The 17478-nt window shown below is 71.8% G+C and carries 15 protein-coding genes; 11 read left to right on the top strand and 4 right to left on the bottom strand.

The genetic code is table 11. The features are described 5' to 3' along the window. Positions 1-99: 99 nt before the first annotated feature. The gene (locus AB0I83_RS14570; protein WP_363304875.1) at positions 100-825 is read right to left on the bottom strand and encodes an SDR family oxidoreductase; all 726 of its coding nucleotides are present in this window, start codon (positions 823-825) and stop codon (positions 100-102) included. Positions 826-912: 87 nt separating this feature from the next. Here AB0I83_RS14570 and AB0I83_RS14565 point away from each other — a divergent pair, with 87 nt between their 5' ends. Next, positions 913-1791, top strand: a complete 879-nt coding sequence (locus AB0I83_RS14565; RefSeq protein ID WP_363304806.1) for a LysR family transcriptional regulator — start codon at positions 913-915, stop codon at positions 1789-1791. An 81-nt stretch (positions 1792-1872) separates the two neighbouring features. Here AB0I83_RS14565 and AB0I83_RS14560 read toward each other — a convergent pair whose 3' ends face one another. Beyond that, a complete protein-coding gene (locus tag AB0I83_RS14560; RefSeq protein WP_356839346.1) occupies positions 1873-2400 on the bottom strand; it encodes a GNAT family protein in 528 nt (175 codons plus the stop codon). 387 nt (positions 2401-2787) lie between these two features. Here AB0I83_RS14560 and AB0I83_RS14555 point away from each other — a divergent pair, with 387 nt between their 5' ends. Both AB0I83_RS14555 and AB0I83_RS14550 read left to right on the top strand, forming a co-directional pair. Beyond that, positions 2788-3387, top strand: a complete 600-nt coding sequence (locus AB0I83_RS14555) for a BLIP family beta-lactamase inhibitor (protein WP_363304805.1) — start codon at positions 2788-2790, stop codon at positions 3385-3387. Positions 3388-3598: 211 nt separating this feature from the next. Continuing rightward, positions 3599-4870, top strand: coding sequence for an alpha-L-fucosidase (locus AB0I83_RS14550; protein WP_356839343.1), 1272 nt, complete (start codon positions 3599-3601; stop codon positions 4868-4870). 109 nt (positions 4871-4979) lie between these two features. On the opposite strand, the gene AB0I83_RS14545 is transcribed toward AB0I83_RS14550, so the two are convergent. Together AB0I83_RS14545 and AB0I83_RS14540 are read right to left on the bottom strand one after the other, a co-directional pair. Then, the gene (locus tag AB0I83_RS14545; protein ID WP_356839341.1) at positions 4980-5765 is read right to left on the bottom strand and encodes an SAM-dependent methyltransferase; all 786 of its coding nucleotides are present in this window, start codon (positions 5763-5765) and stop codon (positions 4980-4982) included. Positions 5766-5912: 147 nt separating this feature from the next. After that, positions 5913-6785: a (2Fe-2S)-binding protein gene (locus tag AB0I83_RS14540; protein WP_363304804.1), complete on the bottom strand. Its 873-nt coding sequence runs from the start codon at positions 6783-6785 to the stop codon at positions 5913-5915. A 214-nt stretch (positions 6786-6999) separates the two neighbouring features. Between AB0I83_RS14540 and AB0I83_RS14535 the strand changes: the two genes are divergently transcribed. The 8 genes from AB0I83_RS14535 (at position 7000) to AB0I83_RS14500 (ending at position 17451) form a co-directional block, all read left to right on the top strand. Then, positions 7000-8202, top strand: coding sequence for an ATP-grasp domain-containing protein (locus AB0I83_RS14535; RefSeq protein WP_363304803.1), 1203 nt, complete (start codon positions 7000-7002; stop codon positions 8200-8202). A gap of 101 nt (positions 8203-8303) precedes the next feature. Continuing rightward, the gene (locus tag AB0I83_RS14530; RefSeq protein ID WP_363304874.1) at positions 8304-10082 is read left to right on the top strand and encodes an IucA/IucC family protein; all 1779 of its coding nucleotides are present in this window, start codon (positions 8304-8306) and stop codon (positions 10080-10082) included. A 6-nt stretch (positions 10083-10088) separates the two neighbouring features. Further along, positions 10089-11837, top strand: a complete 1749-nt coding sequence (locus AB0I83_RS14525; RefSeq protein WP_363304802.1) for an IucA/IucC family protein — start codon at positions 10089-10091, stop codon at positions 11835-11837. A gap of 49 nt (positions 11838-11886) precedes the next feature. Continuing rightward, complete coding sequence (locus AB0I83_RS14520) at positions 11887-13131, top strand: type III PLP-dependent enzyme (protein WP_363304801.1); 1245 nt, start codon at positions 11887-11889, stop codon at positions 13129-13131. A 91-nt stretch (positions 13132-13222) separates the two neighbouring features. Further along, entirely contained in the window at positions 13223-14056 is an 834-nt protein-coding gene (locus AB0I83_RS14515) for a FadR/GntR family transcriptional regulator (protein ID WP_363304800.1), read from the top strand. A gap of 265 nt (positions 14057-14321) precedes the next feature. Continuing rightward, complete coding sequence (locus AB0I83_RS14510) at positions 14322-15641, top strand: sugar ABC transporter substrate-binding protein (protein ID WP_363304799.1); 1320 nt, start codon at positions 14322-14324, stop codon at positions 15639-15641. Further along, entirely contained in the window at positions 15641-16600 is a 960-nt protein-coding gene (locus tag AB0I83_RS14505) for a sugar ABC transporter permease (RefSeq protein ID WP_356529782.1), read from the top strand. The genes AB0I83_RS14510 and AB0I83_RS14505 overlap by 1 nt, the downstream gene beginning before the upstream one ends. Further along, positions 16597-17451, top strand: a complete 855-nt coding sequence (locus AB0I83_RS14500; protein ID WP_356529783.1) for a carbohydrate ABC transporter permease — start codon at positions 16597-16599, stop codon at positions 17449-17451. Before AB0I83_RS14505 ends, AB0I83_RS14500 begins: the two co-directional genes overlap by 4 nt. The last annotated feature ends 27 nt before the right edge of the window (positions 17452-17478 follow it).

The following is a 17478-nucleotide window of genomic DNA, read 5'->3' as shown; positions in this document are numbered from 1 at the left end:
CCGATCATGCTGAGCAAGTCGGTGTGGTGTGGGGTCCACCCCAGTTCCTGGCGGGTGCGTAGCGCGTCCACTGCCACCTCGGCGCTCTCGCGCGCAGTGTTACCAGGCGACGGCTCCCTTGTCGTCGAAGAAGCCTCCTCGGGGGCCGTCGTCGGGCAGGGTGGCGAGGCGAAGGGCGATCGCGGCGCCCTGCTCGGGTGTTCGTTCCCCGGCGAATCCGGTGAAGTCGGTTGCGACGTACCCGGGGCATGCCACGTTCACGATGATGTTCGTGTCAGCGAATCGGCGGGCGTACTGGGCTGTGACGCTGTTGAGCATCGACTTGGAGGGTGCGTAGGCGGCCATGACCGGGCCGGTCTGCAGCGTCAGGGAGCCCATGTTGCTGGACATGTTGACGATCCGGGGCGAGGCGGCACGGCTGAGCAGCGGGAGCATCGCGTTCGTCACCCGTACAACCCCGAACACGTTCGTTTCCAGGACCGTGCGCAGGACGTCGAGGTCGAGGGTGGTGGGGTCCTGCACCCCGTCCGCGAACCGGCCGGAGATTCCTGCGTTGTTGACGAGGACGTCGAGTCGCCCGGCTTCCTTCTCGATGCTCGCCGCCGCTGCGGCGACACTGGCGTCGGAGGTGACGTCGAGGGCGACTCCGAATGTCTCAATGCCTGCGGCACGCAACTGCTTTACGGCCTGCTCGCGTCGGGTGTCGTCACGCGCCCCCACGGCGACGGTGAAGCCGAGGGTTCCGAGACCCTGGGCGATGGCGAAGCCGATTCCCTTGTTCGCGCCGGTGACCAGCGCTGTCTTGGTGTTGTTCACGCTGCCTATGCTCAGCGCGCGGCGTCCGTTTCGTCCAATATCGATCGAGTACGCTGTGATACCCGACGGGTATCACGAGGTGGATGGGGTGGGCGTATGGACGACCTGGAGACCCGTGAGCTGCGGTACTTCGTTGCGGTCGCCGAGGAGCTGCACTTCGGGCGCGCGGCCCAGCGGCTCGGTATCGCGCAGCCGCCGCTGTCGCGCGCCATCCGGCAGCTGGAACGTCGGCTCGGCGTGCAGCTCCTGGACCGGGACCGACGAGGGGTGGCCCTCACCGACGCCGGGGGTGTGCTGCTGCGCGAAGCCCGGATGGCCCTCGATGTGGTCGCAGCTGCCGCGCGCCGGACCCGCCGGGCAGCGGATCGCCAACGGCCACTGGTACTCGTGACGAAAGCCGGCGCATCACACGAGCTGCTGCAACGACTCCTCGCCTCGTCGGCAGCCGACAGCGATACGGCACCAGTGGAAGTCGTCCTGTGCGAGGTCGGCGAGCAGGCACAGTTCCTGCGCACCGGCCGCGCGGACGTGGCACTCATGCACCGACCGGTCGACGACCTGGCCGGGTTCAATACCGAAGACCTCTGCACCGAAGGGCAAGTCGCCCTCCTCCCGTCCGGACACCCGCTCGCCGCACGTCCCCAGCTCACCCTCGCGGACGTCAGCAACGTGCCGGACCTCCCCATCGCCCGATGGCCCCGGCTCGACGGCTCCTACCCCGACGGCCCCGGGCCAGAGGTGCACACCCAGTCACAACTCGCTCAGCTCGTCGCGCTCGGCAAGACCCTGCTCGTCATCCCCGCCTCCAGCCGCGCCTGGCAGTGGCCCGACCATGTCGCAGTGCCCGTCGTCGACGCCCCCGACATCACCACCGTGCTCGCATGGCCAGCCGGCCACCACTCACCGGCCCTCGCCACACTGGCCCGAGCCGCAGCCGAGCTTCGCAACACGCCACCAGCCGCGCTCACACCCTGAACCTCCACGCCACCCGACTCCGCGGATGTCAACGGGGCCCAACCAGAGCTCTATCGTCACCAACCTCTGTGAACAGAACACCTAGTCACCGAGGATCCGCTCCCACAACAGCCCGTCCCGCCAGCTCCCGTCGAGAAGGATCGAGGAGTGCGCGACACCGTAGGGGCTGAATCCGTTGCGGCGCAGCACCCGCTGCGAGGGCAGATTCTCCAGATTGGTGGACGCCTCGGCCCGGTGCAACCCGAGTTCCTCCGTCATCAGTTGGAGCGCGAGCCCGACGGCGCGCCCGGCGTGCCCTTGATTCTGCGCCGGGCCGGCGATCCAGTATCCGAGGGAGCCGCGGCGCAGGTGCGGCTGCGGCAGGATGCCCCCGACGGTGACCTGCCCGATCACCTGGTCGTCGGCGAGCACGACGCCCGGCCAGACCGTGCCGGCCCGGTATCCGGCCAGCAGGCCGTCGATCCGTTCCGCCTGGCCCTCCGGGGTGAAGAAGCCGTCCGGCTGGGCCGGTTCCCACGGCCGGAAGGCCTCGACGTCCCGCACCCGGTGCGCGGCGATCGCAGCGGCGTCGGTGGGCTCGATCAGACGGATGCTGGTGCTGGTACGCATGGCGGATCCTCGTATCGGTACGTCGGACGGGACAAGAACGGGACCCGCGGAGCCCGTCACGTGACGGGCGCGGTCGGACGGCTCGTCGGTCCACGTGCGGAGCGGGACACCCGGAAGCGGGTTGTTCCGGACGTGCTGTGGGGACTGCCGATCGGCCGGTGCCGTCGTCGAACGCGCGGACCCGGGGCGATGGTACGCAGGACACGGCCGTGGAGCCGCTGTGCGAGCCGACCGAGGCCGGGTGGGCGCGGTAGCACGTTCCCGGACAGCGACTCCCGGGCGGAGAGAACGGCAAGAGGACCAGGTCCAAGGATGCCCCTGGCGCCATCGCCGGCACCTGTCCGAGTCCCACCCGGACGTCCGCACCCTTCCACCAGGAGAACGCACATGCGCCTTCGCCGTCTCGTCACCGTCGCCCTTCTCGCGGCCGCCATGGCCGGGTCCACGGTGGCCACCTCGTCGGCTGCTCCCAAGAACGACCCGGACGAGAACTTCCTCACCGACACGAAGTACGACGCAGTGGCCTTCGGCATGAGCAGGCAGCAGGTCGAGGCCGTCATCGGCACGCGGCCGCACTGTTCCGGAACCGGGGCCGGCGGTGCCCTGGTGTGCTGGGCGAAGAACCAGATGGTCGACCAGACCGCGTCGTTCACCTTCGACGCCGCCGACCAGTTGTTCAGGAAGGAGAAGGACTACGCCTTCGCCTACGCCTGGTACACGTACGATCTGCCCCGGACCATGACCAAGGCCCAGTACGAGCAGCAGTTCGCGGTGGGTGACACGCTGGCCGAGGTCGACACGGTCGTCGCCGGTACGGCGTGCACCGACAGGTGGGTCGAGCGCCCCGCCCACCCGTCGTCCAGTGGGTGGAAGACCATGATCCAGTGCACCGGCACCGTCGACGAGTCCTACCCCGAGATCGAGTTCTTCTTCACCGACGGCGTACTGACGAACAAGACCTACTCGTCCCGCGACGACGCCCGCTGACCCGGCCGGACCCCTCAGGCCGCGAAGCCCGGGGCCGGCCCGCCGATGCTGGAAGCGCTGCTCCGCATCCACCGTCCACCGGGCCGCACCCCGCCCCGTGCGCGGCCAACGGGCCGCTGCCCCGCCCATGAAGCGGTCCTAGCATGATGGGCGGGGCGGGACGGGTTGACGCACAGGCGTGCCGCCGCCGGAGAAGGGGCGGTCCACGGCCATGGCGATGCAGAAGTGGTTCGGCGAAGCGAAGCTGGGGATCTTCGTGCACTGGGGGATCTACGCCGTGGACGGAGTGGCGGAGTCCTGGTCCTTCTACGACGGCACGGTCCCCTACGAGCGGTATATGGACCAGCTTCGCGGTTTCACGGCCTCGCGGTACGACCCGCGCGCATGGGCCGACCTGTTCGCCCGGGCGGGCGCCGGGTACGCGGTACTCACCGCCAAGCACCACGACGGGGTGGCGCTCTTCGACACGCGCCACTCGGAACTCTCGGTGGTGGGCCGCACGCCTGCGGGTCGCGACCTGGTCGCCGAGTACACCGAGGCGCTCCGGGAGCGTGGGCTCAGGGTCGGCCTGTACTTCTCCCACTCGGACTGGTCCCACCCGGACTACGCGACGGTGCGGCACCCCGCCCCGCCGCTCGGCGTGGTCAACGACTCGCGGTTCAGCACCCCGCCGGCGGGTGAGGAGGACCCGGAGCGCTGGGAGCGGTTCCTGAAGTACCGGGCGGCCCAGGTCCGTGAGGTGGCCGAGCTCTTCCACCCCGACCTCCTCTGGTTCGACGGCGAGTGGGAACGCGGCGAAGAACAGTGGCGGATGGACGAGTTGGCACAGGAAGTCGTCTCCCTGCTCCCGGAGGCCGTCCTGAACGCCCGGCTGACCGGCCATGGTGACTACGCGACACCGGAGCAGGGCCTTCCGATCGAGGCTCCGGACGGTCCGTGGGAACTGTGTCTGACCGTCAACGACTCCTGGGGGTACCAGCCCGCCGACACGAACCAGAAGTCGGTCGGACAACTGGTCCGGTACTTCACCGAGACGATCGGAATGGGCGGCAACCTGCTGCTGGCCGTGGGGCCCAGGGAGGACGGGACGATCCCCGAGGCGCAGGCCGGCCGACTGCTCGGACTCGGGGCCTGGATCGCTCCCCACGCCGAGGCGGTCCACGGGACGGTGGCGGGCCTGCCGCCCGGCCACCACTACGGGCCGAGCACCCTCTCCGCCGACGGCCGGACCCTGTACCTGTTCTGCTTCGGCACCCCGCACGAGACCGTGTCGGTCCGGGGGCTGCGTACGCCGGTGCGGCGCGTGAGGGTACTCGGCACGGGTGATGTGCTCGCACACCGGGTGACCGGCGGACTCGGGCACGTACCGGGAGTGCTGTGGATCGACGCCCCCACGGCCGCCCAGGTGGACCCGCACGCGACGGTCCTGGCCGTCGAGCTCGACGGCGAGCTCGCCCTGTACCGGGGCGCGGGGCGGGAGTAGGCCCCGGTGCCACCTGCTGGTCCTCCCCGTCCGCGTCCACGACACCGAGGGCTGCCACGCCGCCGAGCCGGTGGGCCACCGGAGGGTGCCGTGGCACGGCGGACGGCCGTCACGGTTTCCGGGCCACGAGTCCCCACTGGTCCACCGCCTTGGGGGCATCCTCCGTCGGGCGCCAGAAGGCGATGGAGACGAAGCCCGGTTCGAGGAGTTCCAGGCCCTCGGCGCACCCGGTGATCTCCGCAGGCTCCCGCACCAGGTAGGGCGGGTTGTCGCCGGAGTCGTACGCCTCCTGCGCCGCCAGTGTCCGGGGCGTCTTCACCGTGTCGCACAGCACCAGGTGGCTGCCCGAGGGCATCCGGGCCATGTACTGCCGGACCACCCTGATCCCGTCGGCCGGTGCCAGATGTCCCAGCGTCGACATCAGGAGCACCGCCACCGGCCGGGACAGGTCCAGTGTCGCGGCGGCCTCGTCCACCACGGTGTCCGTGTGGGAGAGATCGGCGTCCACGTAGGCCGTGCTGCCCTCCGGGGAACTGGTCAGCAGCGCGGCGGCGTGGACCAGGACGATCGGGTCGTTGTCCACGTAGACGACGCGGGCCTCCGGTACGACGGCCTGCGCGACCTCATGGGTGCTGTTCTCCACCGGCAGGCCGGTTCCCACATCGAGGAACTGACGTACGCCCAGATGTGCCAGGTGACGGACCGCACGCGCCTGGAAAGCCCGGGACGCCTGAGCGATGTCGGCCATCTGCGGGTAGGCGGCGGTCACCGCGTCGGCCAGCTCCCGGTCCACCGGGTAGTTGTCCTTCCCGCCCAGCCAGGCGTTCCACACCCGGGCGGAGTGGGGCACGTCCGATCGGATCTTCTTGAGGAAATCGGCGTCGTCGACGGTCATCGCACTCTCCTACTCACCCAGCACGCACAGCAGTTCACCCCGGATAGGAGGGGTCCTGCCCACGGCACGACCGTACCCCCGGACCCTCTGTGGAGCGCACCGGGCCGGATCGCCGTCCTGTCCGCGGCCCTACGCCGGCCGGGCCGGTCACCCGGCGGCGGGCGTCTGCTCGGCCTCGATGCGCCGCAGCCGTTCGGTGTCACATGTCCGGGGGCAGGTCGCGCAGGCCTCCGCGGGGCGGATCGTGTAGTAGAGGCAGCAGCCCGCCCGGTCCCGGGTCGGATGGGAGCCGCCCCGCGCGTCGGTCAGCCGCCTGAATCCGGCACCGGCGGGGAACGGTGCCACGGGCCCGGGGAGCAGCCGGCCGGCCGCGGCCACCGCGCGGTCCTCCTCGCCGAGCATGCGGCCCAGGTACCAGATGCCCGATACGAGGTCGTCCTCGACCATGCCCCACAGCGCCCGCGGCCCACGGCGCGCCCTGGGCCCCAGCGCCGCACAGAGCGGACGCACCAGATCGGCGACGGCCCCGCGCAGGACGTCACCCAGCGCCGCTTCGTCCGCCACCGGCCTGACGCCGGGCAGCCCTTCGGCCGGGTCGCCCGGCAGGCAGGCGAACGCCCCTGGCACCACCTGGTACCGGTCGCCGCGCCGACTGACGCGTACGTCCTCCGGCCTTGGCAGCGGGACCCGGCCGTCCAGGTACCAGGGCCCGCTGAGCAGCAGGCACACCGACCAGAGGCAGCCGTGCAGCAGGCGCGAGGCCACCACGTCGGGGCGCGCCCGGTGGTCGTGGTGTTCGACGATCCGTGCGGCCTCCTCGTCGAGGAAGTCGTCCAGCAGCCCGGGCCGGAGCGAGAGTTCGGCTACGTCGACCCAGTCCTGGCCCGCCGGTGAACCGGGGGCGGCGACCTCCGCTCCCGGGGCGGGGCAGAGACCGGCGAGGCGGTGGTAGGTGGAGGCGAGAAGGGCGGCGGCGCTCTCGGCCGGCCGGAGGGATGCCGGTGCCGGTGCGAGGATCACGGGGGGCTCCTGGAAGGCGGTGCACATGAACGACGCGATCCGCGGAGACGGCGCGAGCCGGCGGATCAAGTGACCAAGGGGAGGCTCACCTTACTACCCGTCAGGGCGTGGTCGAACCGCCCGCCGATGCGTGTTGCCCGGTTGGTGGAATTAGGACTGCCTAACCTAAGCTTCCCGTCATCTCTCGTCGTACCAGCGCCGGAAGTGACCGCTCATGCAGACGTACCTGCTCGCTCTCAACCCCACCGACTCGGTCGTCAGCGGCTTCCTCCCGGCCGCAGGGCGGCTCGGCCTGTCCGTGACCCTGCTCACCGATCAGCCCGAGGCCTACGGGCCGCCCGTCGCCCTCGGCCCCGACGTGGAGGTGACCGGCTGTGACGTCCGTGACCACCGCGCTGTGATCAGCCACATCTCGCGCCGTGGCAGGCCCGCCGCCGTCTTCACCAACAGCGATCACCTCCAGGTGCAGGGAGCGCTCGCCGCCGAGTTCTTCGGCCTCCCGGGCAAGAGCTGGCAGGCGACGCTGCGCACCAAGGACAAGGCCCTGATGCGACGTCATCTGGCCGCCGGAGGACAGGAATCGGTCCGGTCCGTCGAGATCCTGCCCGACCGGCCGCTCGGCGACTGCGTCGAGGCCGGGGGAGTCCCGTACCCGTGCGTCGTCAAACCGCGCGAAGGTGTCGCCAGCGAGGACGTCGTACGGGCCGACGACCCGGCCGAACTCCTGCGCCTGTGCGCCGAGATCCGCGAACGCCGTCCGGACGCCGCACTGGTCGTCGAGGAGTACCTGCCCGGCGAGCTCTACACCATGGAGACCCTCGGCGACGGTCGGCGCCTGCACGTACTCGGGGGATTCCACACCCGCCTCTCGCCCCCGCCCCACTTCGTCGAGGAGCGGCTGACCTACGTGCCCGCCCACCCCGACCCGGTGCGTGAGCAGATCCTCGGCCGGCTCGAACTGCTCGGAGTGGGGTTCGGCGCCTGTCACACCGAATTCGTCGTCCACGAGGGCCGGGCGCGCATCATAGAGGTGAACTACCGCGTCATCGGCGACCACGGTGATCTCCTGCTGGCCGACCTCCTCGGCATCCCGCTCTTCGACCACATCCTGGCCACCCACCTCGGCCGACCCCTCCCGGAGCGCCTGGAGACCCGCTCGGACCGCGCCGCCCGCATCGACTCCCCCTGTGCGGACCGGGCAGGGGTGCTGACCTCGGCGCCCGGCGCGACCGACCTGACGGACGGCGACGTACGCCTCGTCTACCGGCCCCTGCGCCCGACCGGCGAACGGCACCCGCTGCACCGCACCAACCGCGACTACCTCGGCATCCTGCGGACCATCGGACCGGACCAGCGCGCGGTGGACCGTGCGGCCGACGCCTTTCTGGCCGCCCAGCGCTGGGAGATCACCCCGTGAGCGGGGTCCCGGCGGGCACGCGTGAGGGCCTCCCCGTGGGCGGACCGGACCGCCCGCCCGGCGCCAACCCGCGTGCCGATCCTCCTGCCGCGCGGCAACTCCTGCGTGTTCTGGGGGCTTTGCTACGCGAGGACGTGGCCGGACTGCGTACCCGCACCACCCTCGTCGACCGCCCGGACGGCTCCTGGCTCCGGCTTCCCACCGGCCCGGGCCGCGCCCTGCTCCTGCCCGTGCGGGAGGACGGCTTCCAGGGGGCCCGTACCGCCCGGCTCCCCCTGCTGCGCCAGGAACCCGAAGGCGACGACCTGACCAGCTCCGACGCCGTGCTCGCCGCCCTGGCCCGGCTCGCCGCCCCGCAGGACGCGCCCGGGTACGCGGCCTTCGCGGAGGAGTGCCGCCGGGACCTCGACGCCCGTGAACTGCACGCCACCACCGAGGACGTGGTCCTGGCCCTGCTGACGGAAAGCCACGGCTCGCGGCCGGCCCACTGGCGTGGCCACGCCGGTGCTCTCGCACACGACACCCTGGCCGCCAGGACTGACCATCCCGTGCACCCCGTGTCCCGGGGCCGCAAAGGGCTGGGTGCCGGCGAACTACTGCTGTACGCACCGGAGTTCCACCCACGCTTCCGCCTGCGATGGCTCTCGCTGCCCGCCCGGACCGTCACCCGGTCGACCGGAGGCGCCGAGCACGACACCGGTGCGGCCGGCCTTTCCGGGGCCGGGCCCGGTGAGACGGATCCGGGGTTGCCGGACGGCTGGCCCACCCCGGCCGAACTCGGGCTGCCCGAAAGCCGCCACGAGGGCCACGTCCTGCTGCCCGTCCATCCCCTCACCGCCGCCGGCCCCCTCCGGGACGCCCTCGCCGCCACCGGCCTCGCCCGGCACGCGTACCTCGCCGAGCGGCCTCTGCTCGACGTCGTGCCCACCCTGTCGATGCGGACCGTCGCGCTCGCCGGCCGACCCGGCACCCACCTCAAACTCCCACTCGCCACAGCGACCCTCGGCCTGCTCAACCGGCGTACGGTCACGCCTGGTTCGCTGCGTGACGGCGCCGCCGGGCAGCGACTCCTGGAGGGCGTCCTGCGGCGCGAGCCCCGCTTCGCCGGGCGGGTCCTGCTCGCCGACGAGACCCGCTACGCCCACGCAGGCCACGAACTCCTGGCCGTGCTGCGCCGAACCCAGCCGACCGGACTCGATGACGCCGCCGTCCTCCCGCTCGCCGCGCTGCTGGCTCCCGCGCCGGACGGCCGCCCCGTCATCGGACACCTCGCCGACCGCTTCCACGGCGGCGACCAGGTGGCCCTCGCCGATGCCGTCCTGACCCTGCTGCTGGACTGGCAGACGACCCTCTTCGGTCACGGCATCGCCCTGGAGTCCCACCAGCAGAACATCTCGCTCGTCCTCGGCGGCGGGACGGACGGCCCGCGCCTGCTCCTCAAGGACAACGACGGCCCGCGCGTCCACACCCGGCGGCTGGCGGACGCATGGGGATGCCCCGAGCCGACCGTCGGCGAACTCGGCTTCGCGGACCGCCGTATCCGCGTCACCCAGGACGGGCCCCTCGCCGATCTCTTCACCACCATCACCGTCCACCTGTGCGCGGGCTCGCTGGCCTTCGGCCTCGCGGCGCGAGGGGTCGCGCCCCTGGACCTGCTGCTCGGCCTCGTACGCGCCCGGCTCGCGGAGGCGATCGACCGGGCCGCCGCAACCCGACCCGGGGCGGCGGGGGTGCTGCGTGCCCGCGTCCTGGACGCGCCCGAGCTGCCCGTGAAGGCCATGGTGACCGCCGGAACACTCCTCACCAAGGCCAGGTCCGGCGCCGCCGACATCAACAAGCACTACACCACCGGCCCCAACTACCTTTTGCGGAAGGCATGAACCCCGATGCCCAGCACCACCACCCCCCGCACCCCGGTCCGCGCCCGCACCCGTCCGCCCACGGCCGACGAGGCGGTCGGCCACACCATCCTGAACTGTCTGCTCCGTGAGGCGACCGCCGCCGAGGACCGCACGCTGGCGGACGGCCGGCTGCTCGTACGTCTGCCTCACCAGGACAGCGTGCTGAGCGTCGGCGTGCGCCGCCCCTCGCTCCTCGGCTCACACCGGTTCACCGGTCCCGTCAGCCTCCGCGGCGGGCCGGCCGGCGGAGCCTGGGAGACGATCGGCTGGCAGCGGCTCGCCGAACTGGTCCATACCGAACTCACCCTGCGCACCGGCACGGACAACGACGAGTTCCTGGGGCAGGTCGCAGCCAGCCACCGCGTCGTCGCCGGCGCCCTCGCCCGGCGGGCCGCCGCCGCCCCGCCGTCCCGGTCGGTCCGCCGGCCGTCCGGGAAGCACCGCCACGGCGAGCCGCTCGACACCTATCTCGCGTCCGAGCAGTCGCTCCTCCTCGGCCACCGCTTCCACCCCACGCCCAAGGCGCACGGTGCCGACCCGGACGCCTGGACCGCGTACGCCCCCGAGCAGGGTGCCCGCTTCCCGCTGCGGCTGCTCGCCGTACGGGACGGTCTCCTCGCCGAGGAGACCGCCGAGCCCGGGGGAGCGGCGCCGCTCGACCGGGCGGGGACGGCGCCGTCCGGCTACCGGCTGCTGCCCGCGCACCCCTGGCAGTACCGGCTGCTCGGTGGTCATCCCGTGCTGAGGGCCGCTCTCGCCCGCGGGGACGTGCTCGACCTCGGGCCCGCCGGTGGCCAGGTCGTCCCCACCGCCTCCGTACGCACGGTCCACGACGGCCACACCTTCCTGAAGTTCAGCCTGGACGTGCGGATCACCAACTGCCTGCGCAAGAACGCCTCGTACGAGCTCACCGGCGCCGTCGCACTGACCCGGCTGCTGAGGCCCGTACTGGCCGACCTCGCCGTACGGCACCCCGGTGCCGCCGTGCTCCGCGAACCCGCCTACCGCTCGCTCGCGCTGCCCGGCGCGGACAGCCGCCCCGACCGCGCACTGCTCGAAGGCTTCGGCGTGATCGTCAGGGAGGGCCTCGCCCGCCATACGCCCGAGGGGAGCACGCCCCTGCTTGCCGCGGCCGTGGCCGACGAGTACCCCCTCGGCCCGGGCAGGGTCTCGGACCTCCTCGCGGGCGCCGGTCCCGACGAGGCCGCCGAGTGGTGGCGCCGTTACACCGCACTGCTCGTGCCGCCGGTCCTCACCGCGTACTTCCGGCACGGGGTGGTCCTCGAACCGCACCTCCAGAACGTCGTCGTCTGTGTCGGCGGGGACGGCTTCCCCGAGCGCGTCCTCTTCCGGGATCTCGAAGGCACCAAGCTCCTGGCCTCGCACCACGCCCACGCGCTGAGCACCCTCCCGCGCGAGGTCGCCGGCCCTCTCACGTACGACAGGGACCGGGGCTGGGACAGGGTCGCCTACTGCCTGTTCGTCAACCACGTCGCGGAACTGCTCGCCGCCGTGGCCGACCTCCACCCCGGGACCGAAGCCGCCCTCTGGCGACAGGTGCGCGCCACCCTGGAGGAGTGCGCCGACTCCCTGGGACGCCCGCGGCAGCTGCGGGACCTGCTCGCCGGGGCGCCGCTGCCGGCCAAGGCCAACCTGCTCACCCGGTGGAGCCGCTCGGCCGACCGTGACGCCGGATACGTCCGCCTGCGCTCCCCGCTGGCCGCGCATCCCTGAGACGTCAGCCCTCGCGCCCTCCGCCCCGCCACCGACGAACGGACCTCCGGTGCCCCCTTCCCTGCTCACCCCCGCCGTCCGGACCGAGGCGCTGAACCTCACATCCGGTGAACTCCCCTGCTACGTACACGACCTGACGGCGCTGCACAGCCACGCGGCGGCCGTACGCGAGGCACTCCCGAGCTCGGTGGAGCTGTACTACGCGGCGAAGGCCAACCCCGAACCCGAGATCCTCGCGGCCCTCGCTCCGTGGACCGACGGCTTCGAGGTCTCCTCCGGCGGCGAACTCGGCCATGTCCGAGCCGTTCTCCCGGGGCGGCCCCTCGCCTTCTCCGGGCCCGGCAAGACCCCAGGTGAACTCGCTGCCGCACTCGATGCCGGGGTGGAGCGGGTGCACGCCGAGAGTCTCCACGAGGTGCGGATGCTCGTCGCCCTCGCCGGCCGGAGCCACGCCCCCGGCCGTCCGCCGGTCAGGGTGCTGCTACGCATCGATCCACCCGTACCCGAAGGACTCCTGACGGGCAGCGCCCTCACCATGGGGGGCCGTCCCACACCCTTCGGCATGGGGATCGAGGAGGCGGCGGAGGCCCTGCGGCTGCTCACCGGTGAAGGCTGCGAAGGCCTCGAAGCCGTCGGAGCGCACGCGCACCTGGCCAGCGGTCTGGACGCCGACGCCCTGCTGCGGGTGGCCGAGGCGATCGTCCACGCCGCGGGCGAGCTCTTCCGCGGCCACGGTACGGCGCTGCGGGAGGTCGCCGTGGGCGGAGGCATGGCCGTGGACTACACCCGGCCCGCCGAACGCTTCGACTGGGCCGCCTACGGCGCCGGCCTCGCCGCCCTGGCCCGGCGCAACCCGGATGTGCGCCTGCGCATCGAACCCGGTCGCGCGCTGACTGCCTACAGCGGCTGGTACGTCACCGACGTACTGGACGTGAAGCGCAGCCACGGCGAGGACGTGGCCGTGGTCCGCGGCGGCACCCACCACCTGCGCACCCCCGCCGCCAAGGGCCACGACCAGCCGGCCGAGGTGGTGCCCGTCGAGGCGTGGCCGCACCCGTGGCCCCGTCCCGAGGCGCGGGCGGGCCGGGTGACGGTCGTCGGTCAACTCTGCACGCCGAAGGACGTGCTCGCCCGCGGCCTCGAGGCGCCCGGTCTCCGGGCGGGGGACCGGGTGGTCTTCGCCCTGGCCGGCGCGTACGCCTGGAACATCTCCCACCGCGACTTCCTGATGCACCCCCCGCCCGGATTCCGCTTTCCGGGCAGGACCGGGACAGGGAGCCCCGGAGGGCGCTGACGTGGAGAGCCTCCGGATGCTGTACGTCGGCCTCCCGGCTGGGGCCCGGATCGGCCGCGTACCGCCCCGGACCAGCCTGTACGCTGCGGGGATGCAGCCGTCCGCCTCATCACCGTCCGCGCGGTCCGGCCATGCCGCTGCCCCCGCCCAGCGCGGGCTCCTGACGGAACGCATCGCGCGGGAACTCGAGCACGACATCCGCTCGGGCGAGATCCCCGTGGGGACGAAACTCCCCTCCGAGCGTGAGTTCGCGGCCCAGTTCGGTGCCAGCAGGAACGTCGTACGCGAGGTGCTGCGGCGACTGGAGGCGCAGCACCTGATCGAGGTGGCGCCCGGCCGTGGTTCCTTCGTGCGTGAGCAGAGCTCCGGGCAGGCCAGGGGGTACGACGCCCTGTACCGGGCGGGTCGGCCCACCGTCCGCCAGCTGATCGAGGCCCGGTTGCCGCTCGAGGTCGAGACGGTCCGGCTGGCGACCGAGCGTGCGACGGACCGGGACATCGAGGAGATGCGCTCCGCGCGCGACGCCCTGGAGTCGGCGAGTGACGTCGTCGTGAAGGCCCGGGCCGACATGGCGTTCCACGACGCGGTCGCCGAGGCGAGCAAGAACCCGGTCCTGCGGATCATGCTCTCGTCGATCAGCGGGATGATGTTCGAAATGATGCTCCGTTCGAACTCCGACCCGTCGATCGGCGAGCCCGGGGTCCCTCACCACCCCGAGATCTTCGAGGCGATCGAGGCGCGCGACCCGGACCTGGCCGCCGAGCGTATGCGGGAGCATCTGATGCTGGGCCTGCGCACCTACGGCAAGGACCTCGACGTCCAGGTCGATGTGATGGCGCGCAACCACATCGAGGCACTGCTGGACGAGACCGGGAGCCGGTACGGCGGCGCAGGCGCGGGCGAACTGGGCTCCTCGTCCGGATAGGGACCGGCGGCCCGGCGGGACCGAAGCGAGGCCGAGCCATCGGGATCGTCCACCGGGCGCGGCCGGGCCGGAGGGTTCGGTGCGCGGTGACTTCGACGGATCCGACCGGTGAAAGGGCTGGTCGGCGCGCCGTTCTCCTGTTAGCGTCCCTCTCTGGTCGAACTGGTCCTACCAGTTGGGCCAGTCTGCGGAGGTCTGGCGAATCGGACCGAACCCCGCAGGCGGCAGGCACCACGCACGACAGCGCAGAGAGACGAGGACGACGATGTCCACGAGCAGCCAGCTCCTCAGCCGGCGCTCCTTCGGCCGGCTCGCGGCAGGAGTCGCGGGAGCAGCCGGAACAGGAGTGCTCGGCGCGTGTACGACCAGGGGCGGGAAGCCCTCGGCGGACACCCCGTTGCGGATCATGGCGATCAACCACGTGTGGTCCCAGGCGATCCGGCGCCGGACGAAGGAGTTCGAGGAGCGCATCGGGCGACGCGTGTCCATGACCCTGCTCACCGCCGACCAGCTGGCGAGCAGTTACAACGTGAAGCTCAACGCCTCGGGCACCGACGTGGACGTCATGATGGTCCGGGCGCTCCAGGAACAGCTGCTCTTCGCCCACAACGGCTGGCTGACCGACCTGAGCGACCGTGTCGCCCAGGACGACGACTTCGTCTGGCCGGACTTCCAACAGGCCCCCCGCGAGGCATCCATGACGGCGGGCAAGGTCTTGAGCGTCCCGGTGGTGACCGAACGCCCCGCGCTGTACTACCGCAAAGACCTGGTGGAGGATCTCGGCGGGCCTCCGCGCACCCTCGAAGCGCTGATGTCGGCGGCCCAGGAACTCGCCGACGCGAAGAAGGGCCTCTACGGTTTCGTCGGCCGGGGCCAGCGCAGCGGCGCGGTCTCCCAGTGGTCGAGCTTCCTCTACTCCCATGGCGGGGACTTCGTCGTACGCGGCAAGTCGGGCATCGGCACTCCCGAGGCCCTCGCCGCGTACGAGTACTACGGCAGGCTGCTCGCGAGGACGGGGCCGCCCGGCGCCACCAACATGAGCCTCGAACAGGCGATGCCGATCTTCGCGCAGGGCAAGGCCGCGTTCTACGTCGACGCGGACGCGATCTACAGCAGCTTCCTCGACCCCGAGGTGTCGACGGTGCGCGAGACCGTCGGCTTCGCACCCTTCCCGGCCGGGCCCGCCGGCGCCCGGCCGCACAACATCCCGTCCTGGAGCCTCGGCATCAGCACCTTCTCCCTTCTGCGCGACGACGCCTGGGAGTTCATAAGGTGGGCGGCCGGCCCCGAGGTCACCGCCGCCCTCCAGAAGGACGGCATACCCGGCGCCCGCACCTCGGTCTGGTCCGACCCGAAGTCCCTCGCCTCCTTCCCGCCCGACCTCGCCGAGGCCATGCGGCTCAACGCCGAACGGGGCCTGGGCTACGACAGGCCCCGCGTCCTGCAGGTCGGCCGGGCCAGGGACATCGTCGGACGGCCGCTCGTCGCGGGCATCCTCGGCAACGACGTACGGCCCGTGGCCCGCGACGCCGACGCCGAGTTCGCCGACTTCCTCGTCCGCGACAACCGCCACAAGGAGTCCTGATGTCCACCACGGAGGCATCCCCGGCCCGTCAGGCCCCCGTGCCGACGGCCGGACCGGGCCGCGCGCGCCGCCCTCGCACCTTCGAACAGGCCAACCGGCGGCTGAAGTGGACGATGCTCGCGCCCGCGCTGCTGTTCGTCGGCCTGATGATCGTCTTCCCGCTCGCCTACACCGTCGACCTCAGCCTGACCGACGCCTTCGGCGCGGTGAACGCGGGCAAGGAGTACGTCGGCCCGCGCAACTTCACCGACGCCCTCGGTGACTCCCGCCGGTTCTGGCCCGCCGCGCAGCGCACGGTCGTCTTCACGGCCGGGGCGGTGATCCTGGAGACGGTGCTCGGCCTCGCCCTCGCCATGCTCATGCGCAAACCGTTCAGGGGCATGCGGTGGGTGCGTACGGTCCTGATCATCCCGCTGCTCACCACGCCCGTCGCGATCGGCATCCTCTGGCTGCTGATCCTCGACCCCACCAACGGCATAGCCAACCACCTGCTCGCGGGCATCGGGCTGCCCCGCCAGGAGTTCCTCGGCTCGGTCAGCCAGTCGCTGCCGACGCTCATGCTCATCGACGTCTGGCAGTGGACGCCCATGATGACCCTGCTGCTGCTCGCCGGGCTGACCACGCTGCCGGAGGAACCGGAGGAGGCCGCCCGCGTCGACGGCGCCAACGCCTGGCAGCGCTTCCGCCACGTCGTCCTGCCGATGCTCGGCCCGACACTGGCCACCGCCCTGGTGCTGCGCGCCGTGGACGCCCTCAAGACCTTCGACATCCTGTACGCGACCAAGGGTGCGGGCGGTGGTTCGGACTTCGAGGTGGAGACCCTCAACGTCTACGCCTACGGACTCACCTTCGACTACCAGGAGTACGGCCTGGCAGCCGCCGTCCTGGTCCTGTTCACGCTCTTCATCGTCGGCGTCGTGGTGCTGCTGCGCCGTCGGGGCGGAAGGAAGACCGCATGAGTGCCACCGTCACCCCCGCACCCGTCCGGGCGCACAGGCGCCGGCGTACCGCCCTGTCGTGGCTGCGCGGCACCGCCGTCGCGGCCGTGACCCTCGTCTTCGCGCTGCCGCTGGTGTGGATGTTCGCCGCCGCGTTCAAGACCAACGTCCAGGTCACCGACCCGTCCGTCGGCCTGTGGTTCGGTCCCACCCTCGAGAACTTCCGGAACATAGTCGAGGCCGGGCAGATCCTGCGGTCGATGGGCAACTCCCTGCTGGTCGGGGTCGTCTCCACCGTCCTGTCCGCCGTCATCGCGGTGCCGGCCGCCTGGGCGGTGGGACGGTTCGACATGCACCGGACCGGGTCGCTGATCCTGGTGGCACGCATCGTGCCGGCGATCTCGCTGCTCGTCCCCTGGTACTACCTGTTCGCGCGGATGGGCCTCGTCGGCTCCTACACCGTGCTGATCCTCAGTCAGATGTTCGTGTCCGTACCACTGATCATGTGGATCATGATCAGCTTCTTCGCGGGGCTGCCGGTCGAACTCGAGGAGGCCGCGCGCACCGACGGGCTGAGCGCCTTCGGAGCCTTCTGGCGCATCGCGCTGCCTCTCGCCGCCCCCGGTACGGCGACCGCCTCGCTGCTGGCCTTCGTCTTCAGCTGGAACAACTTCATGTTCGCGCTGATCTTCGCCGACGACCGCACCCAGACGGTGCCGGTGACCCTCTTCAACTTCATCTCGTACGCGAGCACCGACTGGGGCGGTCTGATGGCCGCCGCGACGCTCATCACCGTCCCCGTCGTCCTGGCGGCCGTCCTCGGACAGAAGTACCTGGTGGCCGGACTGACCTCCGGCGCCACCAAGGGCTGAACGACCCTCACCACCGCATTCGGAAGA

It is taken from the genome of Streptomyces sp. NPDC049970, assembly GCF_040660235.1.
Lineage (GTDB): Bacteria > Actinomycetota > Actinomycetes > Streptomycetales > Streptomycetaceae > Streptomyces.
The sequence above is the reverse complement of the archived record's forward strand: the minus strand, read 5'-3'. Positions and strand labels throughout refer to the sequence as shown.

Excerpts from the sequence above, each read along its gene's own strand:
- AB0I83_RS14545 (WP_356839341.1), bottom strand. The coding sequence starts at position 5,765 with ATGACCGTCGACGACGCCGATTTCCTCAAGAAGATCCGATCGGACGTG.
- AB0I83_RS14550 (WP_356839343.1), top strand. The coding sequence starts at position 3,599 with ATGGCGATGCAGAAGTGGTTCGGCGAAGCGAAGCTGGGGATCTTCGTG.
- AB0I83_RS14555 (WP_363304805.1), top strand. The coding sequence starts at position 2,788 with ATGCGCCTTCGCCGTCTCGTCACCGTCGCCCTTCTCGCGGCCGCCATG.
- AB0I83_RS14535 (WP_363304803.1), top strand. The coding sequence starts at position 7,000 with ATGCAGACGTACCTGCTCGCTCTCAACCCCACCGACTCGGTCGTCAGC.
- AB0I83_RS14500 (WP_356529783.1), top strand. The coding sequence starts at position 16,597 with ATGAGTGCCACCGTCACCCCCGCACCCGTCCGGGCGCACAGGCGCCGG.
- AB0I83_RS14515 (WP_363304800.1), top strand. The coding sequence starts at position 13,223 with ATGCAGCCGTCCGCCTCATCACCGTCCGCGCGGTCCGGCCATGCCGCT.
- AB0I83_RS14525 (WP_363304802.1), top strand. The coding sequence starts at position 10,089 with ATGCCCAGCACCACCACCCCCCGCACCCCGGTCCGCGCCCGCACCCGT.
- AB0I83_RS14565 (WP_363304806.1), top strand. The coding sequence starts at position 913 with ATGGACGACCTGGAGACCCGTGAGCTGCGGTACTTCGTTGCGGTCGCC.
- AB0I83_RS14510 (WP_363304799.1), top strand. The coding sequence starts at position 14,322 with ATGTCCACGAGCAGCCAGCTCCTCAGCCGGCGCTCCTTCGGCCGGCTC.
- AB0I83_RS14560 (WP_356839346.1), bottom strand. The coding sequence starts at position 2,400 with ATGCGTACCAGCACCAGCATCCGTCTGATCGAGCCCACCGACGCCGCT.
- AB0I83_RS14505 (WP_356529782.1), top strand. The coding sequence starts at position 15,641 with ATGTCCACCACGGAGGCATCCCCGGCCCGTCAGGCCCCCGTGCCGACG.